Genomic DNA, 12,912 nt, shown 5'->3' with positions numbered 1-12,912 from the left:
TCTTCTTGCGGGAACGTCATCGCCCCGCGAACGTCCGCTCAGGACGACGCGGTGCCGCCGCCCTTCACCAGCAGGTCCTTGAACGCCCGCGGCTGCGATCGCAGGTACTGCGGGGGCGCAAGCACGGTGGCGCCCAGGTGCGCGGCCGCATGCCAGGGCCAGCGTGGGTCGTAGAGCATGCCGCGGGCGAGCGCGACCAGGTCGGCGTCGCCGCTGGCGAGGATGGCTTCGGCCTGGTCGAAGTCGGTGATCAGGCCCACGGCGACCACGGGGATGCCGACGGCGCGTTTCACCGCGCGCGCCAGCGGCACCTGGTAGCCCGGTCCCACGGGAATGTCCTGCGCCGGATGCAGCCCGCCGCTGGAGACGTGGATCACCGAACAGCCCCGGGCTTCGAGCGCCTTCGCGAACGCGACGGTGTCGTCGGCGTCCCAGCCGCCGGGCACCCAGTCGGTGCCCGACACCCGCACGCTGACCGGGCGTCCTTCGGGAAACGCAGCGCGCACCGCCTCGAAGACCTCGAGCGGAAAACGCATGCGGTTCTCGCGCGAACCGCCATAGTCGTCGTCGCGCTGGTTGGACAGCGGCGACAGGTACTGGTGCAGCAGGTAGCCGTGGGCGGCGTGGATCTGCACGGCGTCGATGCCCAGGCGTGCGGCGCGCCGCGAGGCGTCGGCGAAGGCTTCGCGCACGGCGTCCATGCCGGCGCGATCGAGCGCGGTGGGGTGCATGTCGCCGTCCCTGAAGGGCACCGGTGACGGCGCAACCGTCTGCCATCCCCTGGCGTGGCCTGGCGCGATCTGGACACCCCCGTGCCAGGGCAGGTCGGTCGAGGCCTTGCGGCCCGCATGCGCCAGCTGGATGGCGACCGGCATCTTCGACCAGCGGCGCACGCCGGCGAGGACCTCGCCCATCGCCGCTTCGGTGGCGTCGTCCCAGAGGCCGACATCGGCGTAGGAAATCCGCCCTTCCGGCAACACCGCCGTGGCTTCGATGGTGAGCAATGCGGCGCCGGACAGCGCCAGCTGGCCCAGGTGGATCAGGTGCCAGTCGGTCATGCGCCCGTCCACCGCCGAGTACTGGCACATCGGCGCGATCACGATGCGATTGGCGAGCGCCAGGCCCCCGACCGCCAATGGCTGGAACAACTTTGGCGTGCTCATGCGGTCCAGGCTTCCATGGTCAGTTCGAAGGAACGCACGCGGGCGGCGTGGTCGAAGACATTGGCCGTGAGGATCAATTCGTCGGGCCGGTGGCGTTCGACGAAGGCCTGCATCGCGGCGCGTACGGTAGCCGGCGCGCCGATGGCGCGGCAGGCGAGGGTGCGGTCGATCATGTGCAGTTCCGCCGGCGAACAATAGCCTTCGATGGCGTCGCCGCTCTCCAGCGGCGGCGGCACCAGGCCGGGCCGGCCGCGGCGCAGGTTGACGAAGGCCTGCTGCTGGGTGGTGAACAGGCGGGCGGCGTCTTCGTCGGTGTCGGCCGCGACCACGTTCAGGGCCAGCATGACATGGGGTTTGGACAGGCGCGCCGACGGTTTGAACTCGCGGTGGTACACCGCCAGCGCCTGGTCGAGTGCGTCGGGCGCGAAGTGCGACGCGAAGGCATAGGGCAGGCCGAGCGCCGCCGCGAGCCGGGCGCCGAACAGGCTCGAGCCGAGGATCCAGGCTTCGACGTCGACGCCCGCACCCGGCACCGCCTGCACGGCCTGGCCCGGCTGCACGGGATCGAAGTAGCGCAGCAGTTCGACGACATCGCCCGGGAACTCGTCGGCGCTGGCGTAGTAGCGCCGCAAGGCCTTCGCCGCCGCCTGGTCGGTTCCGGGGGCGCGACCCAGCCCAAGGTCGATTCGCCCCGGGAACAAGGTGCCGAGCGTGCCGAAGGCTTCCGCCGCCTGGAGTGGCGCATGGTTGGGCAGCATGATGCCGCCGGCGCCGACGCGGATCGTCGAGGTTCCGCCGGCCACGTGCCCGATCAACACCGCCGTCGCCGCGCTGGCGATGCCGGGCATGTTGTGGTGCTCGGCCAGCCAGTAGCGACGGTAACCGGCCCGCTCGCCGGCCCGCGCCAGGTCGCGCGCGTTGGCGAAGGTCTGCGCCGGCGTGCTGCCGACGGTGACGGGGGCGAGGTCGAGGATCGAGAGGGGAACCATGGCGCTGTCCGTCAATCCGCGTCGTAGGGCACGAAGCCGATGTCGTAGCCGTAGGGATTCTCGCCGGGCGGCTTTTCGGCTTCCGTTTCGTAGATCTCGACCGGGCCGCTGGCCGTGAAGCCAATCTGCCGCCCGATGGCCCGGATCATCGCGCAGGACTCGTCGGCGTCCGGGGCCCAGGCTTTCATCGTCATCACCGCCGGCCCCGGCCGGCACGTGAATCCATCCCCGAGCTCGCCCGCCATGCCATCGGCAATCACCGTGAAATGACGGAAGGCGGTGACCCGTCGGCCGTAACGAAGGTCGAGTTTCCAGTGCTTGTCGGAAGGGGCGTCGCTCACGTGCTCCACCTTACCCGCGCAGCGTCTGCAGGTGCACGCTGGTTTCGCTGGCGCTGATGCCTTCGATGCCACGGATGCGCTCGAGCACCGTGGACAGCTCGGCCAGGCTGCCCACGCGCAGTTCGGCGAGCAGGTCCCAGCGGCCGTTGGTGTCGTGCAGGGCGGCGACGCCGGGCTCGCCCAGCAGCGCGCGGATGACGCGGTGCTGGTTGCCTTCGACCGCCAGCGAGGTCCAGGCGCAGATCTCGTCGGGTGCGGAGTCGGGCCGCAGCCGCACGGTGTAGCCGGTGATCACGCCGTCGCGTTCGAGCCGCGCCATGCGGTTGGTGATCGTGCCGCGGGCCACGCCTAGGGCCTTGGCCAGGTCGGCGACCGGGGCGCGGGCGTCGTGGCGCAGTTTGGCGATCAGGCGGCGGTCGAGATCATCCATGGTGTCATTCCGTCATTCGTGGCTGTCTATTTGCCATGTTTCTGACGAAACCATAGCACTTTTGCCGTTTCGCGCTACCGGCGGACTGCGGACAATGGTCGCCATCGATTTCACGCCTTCCAGGAGACCGCCCATGACCATGACCCAGCTCACCACCCAGGACCTGACCCAGATCGTCGCGACCCACGGCCTGCCGACCCTGCTCGGCCGCCTGGTGGACTACCTGGAGGCCGACTTCCGGCGCTGGGAGGACTTCGACAAGAGCCCGCGTTCGGCGGCCCACTCCCCGGGCGGCGTGATCGAACTGATGCCGGTCGCCGATACCAAGGAATACAGCTTCAAGTACGTCAACGGCCACCCGGGCAACACCAAGCTGGGCCTGTCCACCGTGGTGGCCTTCGGCGTGCTCGCCGACGTCGATACCGGCATGCCGACCCTGATCAGCGAACTGACCCTGACCACCGCGCTGCGCACCGCCGCCACCTCGGTGATGGCGGCCAAGCTGCTGGCGCGCAAGGATTCCAGGACCATGGCGCTGATCGGCAACGGCGCCCAGAGCGAGTTCCAGGCGCTGGCCTTCCACCACCTGCTGGGCATCCAGGAAGTGCGTGTGTACGACGTCGACCCGGCCGCCACCGACAAGCTGGTGCGCAACCTGGCCGCGGCCGCGCCGGAACTGCGCGTGGTGCGCAGCACCGGCGTCGCCCAGGCCGTGCGCGGCGCCGACATCGTCACCACCGTCACCGCGGACAAGGCCAATGCCGACATCCTGACGCCGGAAATGATCGAGCCGGGCATGCACCTCAACGCCGTCGGCGGCGACTGCCCGGGCAAGACCGAACTGGCCACGGAGGTGGTCGCCAACGCCTCGGTGTTCGTCGAGTTCGAGCCGCAGTCGCGCATCGAAGGCGAGGTGCAGCAGATGCCCGCCAACTCCCCGGTCACCGAACTGTGGCGCGTGCTGACCATGCAGGCCGCCGGCCGCCGCAACATCGCCGAGGTCACCCTGTTCGACTCGGTCGGTTTCGCGCTGGAGGATTATTCGGCGCTGCGCCTGGTGCGCGATTGCGCCAAGGAAATGGGCCTGGGCCGCGAAGCCAGCCTCATCCCCGCCCTGGCCGACCCGAAGAACCTGTTCGGCGAGCTGGCCGCGGCACCCCAGGCCGCGCGCAAGCAGGCGGCCTGAGGCTGGATACCGGAAGGCCCGCTCGAGAGCGGGCCTTGCTACACCCGTGATGCAGATGATCGAGCCGTCAGAAGGCTTGCGTGTAGCGCAGATAGGGTGTGCGCCCGTAGGCGTCGTAGAGATTGAAATTGAAGGAGCGGTCGCCGGCCGCACGCAGGGACGGGTAGCGATCACCGATGTTCGTGACGCCGGCGACGATGCTTGCGTTCCACGGCGCCTTCCACGCCAGTTGCAGGTCGTGGGTGACGTAGCTGCCGACGGTACTGTTGGCGCCGCCGCTGGATTGGCCCTCGATGCCATGCGCTCGCCAGGCGAAGCTCAGGTCGCCCAGGGTCCAGGTCGTCGCCAGTCGCGCGCGAGTGTCCGGGTAGCCAAAACGACCCTCCAGGCGGAAGCCGTTGCCGCCTGGGCTGAAGCTCTCCCAGCGCAGCAGGTGCGAGACCGCCAGTTCGGTGCCCAACTCGCCGTAGCGCCCCAGGCTCAAATCCGCGCCAATGACCAGGTCCAAGGCGTCGACTTCCGACGCGCCGCCGTTGCCATAGCCGATGACGACCTCGCCGATGCTCCCACTGGCAGTGCGGACCACGCCAAGGCCATTGGGCAGCGGACCAAAAATGCTGGGATTGATGTCGGCGTTGACGACGTCCTGGGCCTGATATTGGGTGATCCGATCCGCTACGCGGACATTGCTGTAATCCAGCGAGATGCGCAGCATGTCCAGCGGCCGAACCAAGACGCCAAGTCCATAGTGTTCGGAGCTCTCCGACGCCAGAAGGGGGTTGCCGATGGTCACGACCGGCACCTGCACCAGGCAGGAGGGCGGCTGCGCGAGCGCACTGCAGGTGAGCGGATCATTGACCGTCTGATTGGACGGGCTGGGTAGCTGGGTCGTGATGTCCAGGCCCGGCGTCCGGTAACCCTGCCCCCACTGCGCCCGCAGCGTAAGCAGGTCCAAGGGTTGCCAGCGCAGGTTGGCCTGGGGCGAGGTCTGGCTGTCGAGCCGGTCGAAATCGTCATGGCGGACCGCCAGCGTCAGGTCCAGCCTGGACGTGAATGGCAGGCGCCATTGAGCGAACACCGAGTTGACGTCACGATCGCCACCCGCGGAGTTACCGGCGGTGCCAAGAATGCGACCGGCTTCGGACAGGCTGTCGTAGTTGTCCCGGTAGCGGACCTTGGTCCCCTCTGCGCCGAATATCGCCTCTGACGTACCGCCACCCATCCCGAACAGCGACGCATGGACCGACGCGTAAACCGTGTCCTGCTGCATGCTGGCTTCGCGACTGGTCGTCGCTTTCAGCGAGGACAGGACCTCCGGCGGGGCACCGAAAGGATCGGCCAGGTCGTAGCGTCCGTCGTTGGCCAACTGGTTGGCCAGGTCGGAAACGATGTAGTTGCGCCCCAGGCTGATCAGCTTCTCGTTCGTGCGACGCAGGCCAACGTCCAGGTCCAGCCGGTCGGTCAGGGGCCCCTGGAATCCCACCAGGAATTCGCTGCGGATGGTCTCCGAGTTGTCATCGCGGTTTCCGGCGGCGGCGAAGCGATGGTAGTAGTAGGTTGGCAGACCGTCGGTGGTGCCGGGCACGCAGCCACCTTCGCCGCAGGCAACGCCGTTGTTGATGTCGTTGGGCGTACCGTCATCCACGACCACGGCGCCCGGGGTCGGTGCGTAGCGCCCGAAGGATGCAGCGCGCGACACGCTGGCGGTCGCGTGGACCTGCCAGCGCTCGTTGATCTGGTGCTCGCCGCGCAGGAAGACCGAGGTAGAGCCGATCTTCGCCTCCTGTGCCGCGACCTGGTTGAAGTCGAACGAACAGACGCCGGTCGCCAGTTCGTAGAACGCGCCCTGGTTGCAGTCGAATCCGGGCACCGTCACGAACCGCTGGGTATTCCAGTCGTAGTAGTTGTTGCCATAGAAACCGACGCCGCGCACGTCGCCGCCGATCTGGTCACGGGTGAACACCATGCCGCGCTGCGCCTTTGCGGCGCCAACCACCAGACGCGTGCGTTCGGTGCTCGAGCCGAACACCACGGACATGTCGTCCAGATCGCCCCCCCGGACTTCGCTGGCGGCATGGCCCACTCGGATTTGTGCCCCATTGAAATCACGGCGGGTCACCAGGTTCACGACGCCACCCACGGCATCCGGGCCGTGGATCGCCGAAGCCCCGCTGGCATACACCTCGATACGTTCGACCATCGCCAAGGGAATGGTGTTCAGGTCGGCGCCGAAGGCCGCCGAGGACGGGCTGGGGGATACCCTGCGTCCGTCCACCAGCACCAGCGTGCGGCCGGCGCCGAGCCCACGCAGGTCGATGTTGGCGATGCCCTGGGCGCTCGAACCCGACTGCGGCCGGAAGTTGCCGAACGAGGCCTGCGGCAGGTCGCGCAGCACGTCCGCCAGCAGCACATGGCCGGAGGCATCGATCTGCGCCCGGTCGATCACGACCACCGGCAGGGCATCCGCCGCCTGGGCCAGCCGGGACGCAGTTGCCGTTGCCGGTTCGACGTCCGTCTGCGCGAGGGCACTGCCGCTGGCCAACCCACAGGCAACCGCGAGTTGGATGGAAGAAGCCAGCAGCTGTTTGCGCATGTTCGGGCCAGGGCCAGGGGAGGTCCCGCCAAGCTAGCCGCAGCCGGACTGGAATGAAATAGCGCCGGGCCCAACCAAGAAAAAGGCCCACATGAAGTGGGCCTGTTTCGCTCACTCTGCTAAGAGCGGCTTACCACTCGACCTCGGCCATCGAGCAGTTCAGGCCCGAACCGATGCCCAGCAGCGCAACGCGGTCGCCCTTCTTCAGGCGGCCCATTTCCTTGAGCTTGCTCAGCACGATCGGCACCGAGGCCGGGCCGATGTTGCCGTGCTCGGCGAAGATGGTCAGCACCTTCTTCGGGTCGATGCCAAAGGCCTTGATGAAGGCCTGGGTGTGGACCTGGGACACCTGGTGAATGACGAACTCGTCGAGTTCCTCGACCACCCAGCCCAGGGCCTGGCGGGCGGCGCCGAAGGTGGCGGTGGCCAGCTTCAGGCCTTCGATGAGCAGCATGCGGGTGTCGGTGACCATGCGGTCGAGGTTGCCCCGGCACAGGGTGTTCCACTGCGTGGCGGCCTTGGTGACGCCACCCTTGTACTTCGGGGCATCGGGGGTGAGCTCGCTGCGCGAGAGCACCATCGCGGCGGCACCGCAGCCCAGGGTGAGGGTGGCCAGTTCGTTGCGGAACTGTTCCTCGGTGACGTCGGGGCCGCTGAGGCGCTCGAGCGTCTTCTTGTAGGCCAGGTTGGCGGTTTCGCCGTCGACGACCAGGGCGTATTCGATCTCGCCGCGTTCGATCATGCGGCTGGCGATGTCCATGCCGTTGATGAAGGCCAGGCAGGCATTGGCGACGTCGAAGTTCTGGCAGTTCTCGCCCAGGCCCAGGTTGCCCGAGACGATCGAGGCGGTGGACGGCTCCAGGAAGTCGCGGCTGACCGAGGTATTGACCAGCAGCCCGACCCGGGCGCGGTCGATGCCGGCGTCGGCCAGCGCTTTCTCGGCGGCCAGGGTCGCGGCGTCGGAGGCCTGGACCTCGTCGTCCCAGAGACGACGGGCAAAGATGCCGGCGATGTCCTGCAGGACGTCGGTCTTGATACCCAGGCGATCCATGGTCGGCTTGAGCTGGGTATTGATGTCCGCCGAGCTCAGCCGATGCGGGGCATCGATGTGCGCCAGGCCGGCGATGGAGACGTGCTTGAACAGCATAAGCGGGAATGCCCAGCGTTAGGGAAACCCGTCAAAGTTACCCGTTTCGCCCCGAGCGCTCAACTTAAGGCGCCGGGGCCGTGAAGGCGGGACCGGGGCTCAGTCCTCGATCGGGTAAGTCTCGGCCGCCGCGTCACCCGCCGCCGGCCGGGGCTGGCTGCTGGCTGCGGCCGCTCCGCGGCAACGGAACGCCAGGAAGCGCTGCTCGCCGTCGTCGGGCCCGGACTTGGGCTGCACGGTGTCGGCACCCAGGCCGGGGGCTTCGTTGCGGGCCAGGGTTTCGAGTTCGTCGCGCACCTTGATGTCGTTGCGCTCGTAGGGTCCCAGGCGGTCTCGCACGGACACCGAGACTTCGCCGCGCCGCTCGCAGGCCGACAGGTCCTGGCCGGCCGCCGCCACCTTCACCGCGGCACCGCCCGGCGCCATCTTCACCCAGGTGCAGCCGGACAGCGCGGCGACGACGACGGCGGAAATCAGTAGATGGCGCATGTGGCGTTACTCCCTTGGCGGAACGTGGACTTCAAAAACAACACGGGCGGGATTGTCGCCCCGCCCGTGCTGAACCGGCAATGTATCCGGCCGCTTATTCGCCGGCCGGCTTGCCGTCGGCGTCGATCACCTGCACCTGGCCCAGGCCGAGGGCGCGGATGCCTTCCTCGATCTGCGACAGGTCGCCCACCACCACCCAGGTCAGCGAACCCGGCTGGATGGTCCTGGCGGCGGCATTGACGACCTCGGGGGTCAGCGCCTCGATCTTCGCCTGGCGCTGCACCACGTAGTCGTCGGGGCGGTCGTAGCGCACGATGCCGCCGATGGCGCCGAGCACGGCGTTGGCGGTTTCATACGAGCCGGGCAGGCTGCGGATCTCGCTGGCCTGGATCTTGGCCACTTCGTCCGGCTTGGCCGGGGCTTCGCCGGTGGCGTACTGGCTGATCTCGCGCTGCAGCTCGGCCATCGACTCGGCGGTCTTGTCGATCTGCACCGCCGCGAAAGCCAGCCACGGACGCTGGCCCATGGCCGCCTGCACGAAGCTGTAGCTGCCGTAGGCCCAGTGCTTGTCCTCGCGCAGGTTCATGTTCAGCCGCGAGCTGAATTCACCGCCGAGCACCGAATTGGCGATCTCGAACTCGGTCGCCTTCTCGTCCATGGTCGAGGGCGCCAGCTGGCCAACGAAGATGTTGGCCTGGATGGCGCCGGGCTGGTCGACGAGGAACACGCGCGGCTGCGCCGGCAGGTCCACCTGGCCGATCTCCGGCAGCGCCGGGGCCTGGCCCTGGCCCTTCCAGCTGCCCAGGTGCTTCTCGAGCACCGGCACGATCTCGTCGAGCGTGGTGTCGCCGACCACGATCAGGGTGGCGCCCTCGGGGCGCACGAAATCGCGGTGGTAGGCCAGCAGGTCGTCGCGGGTCAGCGAGGCAATGGAGGCCTCGTCGCCGGTGCCGGAGAACGGGATCGCGTAGGGATGGCCTTCGCCGTAGAGCAGCGGCGGCAGCAGGCGCAGCGCGGACGAGTTCGGGCGGGCCTTTTCCTGCTTGATCGTGGAGATCCAGCCCTGGCGCACGCGCTCGATTTCCTGCGCGTCGAAGCGCGGGGTGCGCAGCATGGTGGCGAACAGGGCGACCGATTCACCCAGGTTCTCCTTCAGCGCGGAGAGGTAGGCGCTGGCCCCGTCGAGCGCGGCGCTCGAGCCCAGGTTGGCGCCCAGGCGTTCGGCTTCGTTGCCAAAACCAAGCGCGTCGTACTTGCCCGCGCCTTCGTCGAGCATGCCCATGGTGAAGCTGGCGGTGCCGAGCTTGCGGCCGGCGTCGGCGACGTAGCCGCCCGGCAGCTGCAGGCTCATCTGCACCACCGGCAGGCCCGGGCGTTCGGCCAGGATCACGCTGATGCCGTTGGACAGCTCGGTGCGCTGCAGCTGCGGGAACACCAGGTCCGGGAACTCGGTGGTCACCGGCGGGCCCTGGCTGCGGTCGACGTCGGTTTCAAGCACGTCGTACTTCGGGTCGGCCGGCGGCACGTCCGCCATGTCCGGGTGCGAGGCGCTTTCTTCCTCGACGGTGGCGACCCGGTCACCCGGGGTCACCACGATGGTGTGGTCGCCCTGTGCCAGCCAGCGCTGGCCGGCGGCCTGCACCTCGGCCGCGGTGGCGGTTTCGATGGTGGCCAGGCCTTCACGGAAGCAGCCCGGGTCCTGCATGTAGACGGTGCACTCGGCCAGCGCGTCGGCCTTGCCGCCGAAACCGCCGATGCGTTCGATGCCGCGGATGAAGCCGGCCTTGAAGGTGGTGCGGGCCTGTTCGAGCTCGCGCTCGGTCGGGCCCTCGGCGAGCAGGCGCGCGACTTCCTCTTCGATGGCCTGCTCGACCACGTCCGGGTCAACGCCCTGCTTGACGTCGGCCTGGATGAAGAACATGCCGCCCAGCTGGTTGCCCCAGGCGGCGGTGGACACGCGGTCGGCGATCTTGTCGCCGTGCACCAGGCGCTTGTCCAGGCGCGAGGCGCGCGAGCCGCCCAGCACCTGCGACAGCAGCTGCAGGCGCTCGACGTCGGCCTGGCCGTATTCGGCGGTGTTCCAGGCGCGGTACACGCGGGCCTGCGGCACGCGGTCGGTGAATTCGTCGCGGGTCGACTCGGTACGCGGCGCCGGGTTGACCGCCGGCTGGGCCATGGTCGGGCCGGCCGGGATGGCGCCGAAGTACTTGGCGACCTTTTCCTTGGCGGTCGCCAGGTCGATGTCGCCGGCCAGCACCAGCACGGCGTTGTTCGGGCCGTACCAGGTCTTGAAGAAGCGCTGCACGTCCTCGAGCGAGGCGGCATTGAGGTCGCTCATCGAGCCGATGACGGTCCAGCTGTAGGGATGGCCTTCCGGGTAGCTGGCCTTGAGCAGGCGCTCGAAGACCTGGCCGTAGGGCTGGTTCTCGCCCTGGCGCTTTTCGTTCTGGACCACGCCGCGCTGTTCGTCGAGCACGTCCTGGCTGACAGCACCGAGGAAATGGCCCATGCGGTCCGATTCCATCCACAGCGCCATGTCCAGGGCCGTGGTCGGCACGTTCTGGAAATAATTGGTGCGGTCGGAGTTGGTGGTGCCGTTCTGGTTCGTGGCGCCGACCAGTTCGAACGGCGTGAAGAACTCGCCTTCGTGGTTCTCGCTGGACTGGAACATCAGGTGCTCGAACAGGTGCGCGAAACCGGTGCGGCCCGGCAGTTCGTTCTTGGCGCCCACGTGGTACCAGACGTTCACCGCCACGACCGGCGCCTTGCGGTCGGTGTGCACCACCACCCGCAGGCCGTTGGGCAGGGTGAACTGCTCGTAGGGAATGTCGGCCTTCACCGCGCTCTCGGCGGCGGCTTGCCCACTGGCGTGCAGCGGCGCGGAGACGGCGGCCACGGCGAAGCCGAGGGCCAGGACCAGGGCGCGCAGGCGCGGGTGTCGGGTCTGGGTCATGCGTGGATTCCTGTTCAAGCGGGTCGGGACGTCCCGGCGGACCGTGAATCCTAGCCTGCCTTGACGGGCCATACACTAGGCCGTAGGCCATAGTCGGAGCCATGGACGTGAAATCAGCGCGAACCATCGTCGTCACCGGGGCCAATCGCGGCCTGGGCCTGGAGTTCACGCGCCAGCTGCTGGCGCGTGGCGAGCGCGTGGTGGCGGGCTGCCGCCAACCGGGCCACGCCGATGCGCTGACCGAACTCGCCGGCGCCCACCCCGGCCACCTGCACGTCGCGCCGCTGGACGTCGCCGATGCGCGCTCGCGCCAGGCTTTCGTGGCCGAAGTCGCCGCCAGCCACGAGGCCGTGGACCTGCTGGTCAACAACGCCGGCGTGCTGCCGGCGGGCGAGAAGTTCGGTGCGCTCGACGCCGACGTGCTCGAGCACACCCTGCGCGTGAACACCGTCGCGCCGCTGATGCTGGCCCAGGCGCTGGCACCGCTGCTGGCGAAAGGACGCAAACCGCGGGTGTTCAACCTGTCGTCGCGGCTCGGGGCGATCGCACTGGCGCAATCCTTCGGGACACCCAGCTACGCGATCAGCAAGGCGGCATTGAACATGGCGACGGTGCAGATGGCCCATGCGCTCAAGCCGATGGGCATCGGCGTGCTGGCCGCCAGCCCCGGCTGGGTGCGCACCGAGATGGGCGGCAGCAACGCGCCGGTGACCGCGTCCGAATCGGTGCGCGACCTGCTGGACATGCTGGACCGGCGCGAGGACCTGGGCGCCGGTGAATTCGTCGGCCGCGATGGCGAGGTGCTGCCATGGTGAGCGCACGTACCGCGCTGGTGCTGGCCCTGCTGGCCGCATCGCTGCCGGCGCAGGCCGGGCTGGGCTTCCAGGAGGCCAGCGCGCGCGACCCCGAGTCGGGCGACCTGCTCTACACCGAACAGCACCTGCTGCGACACCAGGACCAGCAGCTTCGCCAGCGGCTGGTGGTGTACCGCTGCGCCAACGGCACCGCCTTCGCACGCAAGCGCATCGACTACGCGGACTCGGCGCTGGCGCCCGCCTTCCACTTCGAAGACGCCCGCCTGGGCTACCGCGAGGGCCTGCGCCGGGAAGCCGGCGGGCAGGAGCTCTGGGTGCAGCCGTCACCGGCCGAGGCCGAGCGCAGCGCGAAGCTGGAGGCCGGCGCGGGCGTCGTCGCCGACGCCGGCTTCGACGAGTTCATCCGCCGGCAATGGCAGCCTTTGCTGGCGGGTGATGCGGTAAAGCTGCAGTTCGCCGTGCCCTCGCGGCTCGACAGCTACGGATTCACGGTCCGGCGCCGGGGCAGCGACCGCGTCGGCGGCGAGGACGCCGAGGTTTTCCGGCTGCGCCTGGGCGGGCTGTGGGGCCTGCTGGCACCGCACATCGACGTCGCCTATGCGCGCGAGAGCCGGCGGCTGCTGCGCTTCGAGGGCCTGAGCAACCTGCGCGACGAGGCCGGCGAACCCCTGCAGGCCCGCATCGACTTCCCGGCGCCCGCACGCCCGGCCGGAGAGGCCCGCTGGCAGGCGCTGGCGTCCGAACCCCTGTCCGCCTGCCGTGTCCGGGGCTGAGTCCGGACGCCGGACACTCACTCCAAGCCCCTG

11 protein-coding genes are annotated in these 12,912 nt (G+C 68.9%); 3 read left to right on the top strand and 8 right to left on the bottom strand.

The genetic code is table 11. The features are described 5' to 3' along the window. Positions 1-38 precede the first annotated feature (38 nt). From N788_RS09645 to N788_RS09630, 4 genes are read right to left on the bottom strand one after another with little or no spacing between them, the layout of a single operon-like run. Positions 39-1,163 (bottom strand): NADH:flavin oxidoreductase/NADH oxidase, encoded by a 1,125-nt coding sequence (locus N788_RS09645; RefSeq protein WP_034224282.1) that lies wholly within the window; start codon positions 1,161-1,163, stop codon positions 39-41. Further along, positions 1,160-2,152, bottom strand: coding sequence for an LLM class flavin-dependent oxidoreductase (locus tag N788_RS09640; RefSeq protein WP_034224280.1), 993 nt, complete (start codon positions 2,150-2,152; stop codon positions 1,160-1,162). Before N788_RS09640 ends, N788_RS09645 begins: the two co-directional genes overlap by 4 nt. 11 nt (positions 2,153-2,163) lie before the next feature. Then, complete coding sequence (locus N788_RS09635; protein WP_211250704.1) at positions 2,164-2,493, bottom strand: hypothetical protein; 330 nt, start codon at positions 2,491-2,493, stop codon at positions 2,164-2,166. A 10-nt stretch (positions 2,494-2,503) separates the two neighbouring features. Next, on the bottom strand, positions 2,504-2,923 hold the full coding sequence (locus N788_RS09630; protein ID WP_034224277.1) for an Lrp/AsnC family transcriptional regulator: 420 nt from the start codon (positions 2,921-2,923) through the stop codon (positions 2,504-2,506). Positions 2,924-3,056: 133 nt separating this feature from the next. On the opposite strand from N788_RS09630, the gene N788_RS09625 reads away from it, so the two are divergent. Further along, positions 3,057-4,109, top strand: coding sequence for an ornithine cyclodeaminase (locus N788_RS09625; protein WP_244444118.1), 1,053 nt, complete (start codon positions 3,057-3,059; stop codon positions 4,107-4,109). A gap of 67 nt (positions 4,110-4,176) precedes the next feature. Here the strand turns inward: N788_RS09625 and N788_RS09620 are convergent, their stop codons facing one another. The 4 genes from N788_RS09620 to N788_RS09605 form a co-directional block, all read right to left on the bottom strand. Further along, entirely contained in the window at positions 4,177-6,702 is a 2,526-nt protein-coding gene (locus N788_RS09620) for a TonB-dependent receptor domain-containing protein (protein ID WP_034224275.1), read from the bottom strand. A 130-nt stretch (positions 6,703-6,832) separates the two neighbouring features. Further along, positions 6,833-7,849: a 3-oxoacyl-ACP synthase III gene (locus tag N788_RS09615; protein WP_034224273.1), complete on the bottom strand. Its 1,017-nt coding sequence runs from the start codon at positions 7,847-7,849 to the stop codon at positions 6,833-6,835. A 99-nt stretch (positions 7,850-7,948) separates the two neighbouring features. Beyond that, positions 7,949-8,338: a DUF4156 domain-containing protein gene (locus N788_RS09610; protein WP_084695983.1), complete on the bottom strand. Its 390-nt coding sequence runs from the start codon at positions 8,336-8,338 to the stop codon at positions 7,949-7,951. 94 nt (positions 8,339-8,432) lie between these two features. Next, positions 8,433-11,291: a M16 family metallopeptidase gene (locus tag N788_RS09605; RefSeq protein ID WP_034224270.1), complete on the bottom strand. Its 2,859-nt coding sequence runs from the start codon at positions 11,289-11,291 to the stop codon at positions 8,433-8,435. Positions 11,292-11,398: 107 nt separating this feature from the next. Between N788_RS09605 and N788_RS09600 the strand changes: the two genes are divergently transcribed. Together N788_RS09600 and N788_RS09595 are read left to right on the top strand one after the other, a co-directional pair. Beyond that, the gene (locus N788_RS09600) at positions 11,399-12,106 is read left to right on the top strand and encodes an SDR family oxidoreductase (protein ID WP_244444117.1); all 708 of its coding nucleotides are present in this window, start codon (positions 11,399-11,401) and stop codon (positions 12,104-12,106) included. Further along, complete coding sequence (locus N788_RS09595) at positions 12,103-12,879, top strand: hypothetical protein (RefSeq protein ID WP_152560446.1); 777 nt, start codon at positions 12,103-12,105, stop codon at positions 12,877-12,879. Before N788_RS09600 ends, N788_RS09595 begins: the two co-directional genes overlap by 4 nt. Positions 12,880-12,912 lie beyond the last annotated feature (33 nt).

It is taken from the genome of Arenimonas donghaensis DSM 18148 = HO3-R19 (assembly GCF_000743535.1).
In the GTDB taxonomy this organism is placed as follows: domain Bacteria; phylum Pseudomonadota; class Gammaproteobacteria; order Xanthomonadales; family Xanthomonadaceae; genus Arenimonas; species Arenimonas donghaensis.
Note: the sequence above shows the minus strand (reverse complement) of the source record. Positions and strands in the feature narration are given on the sequence as shown.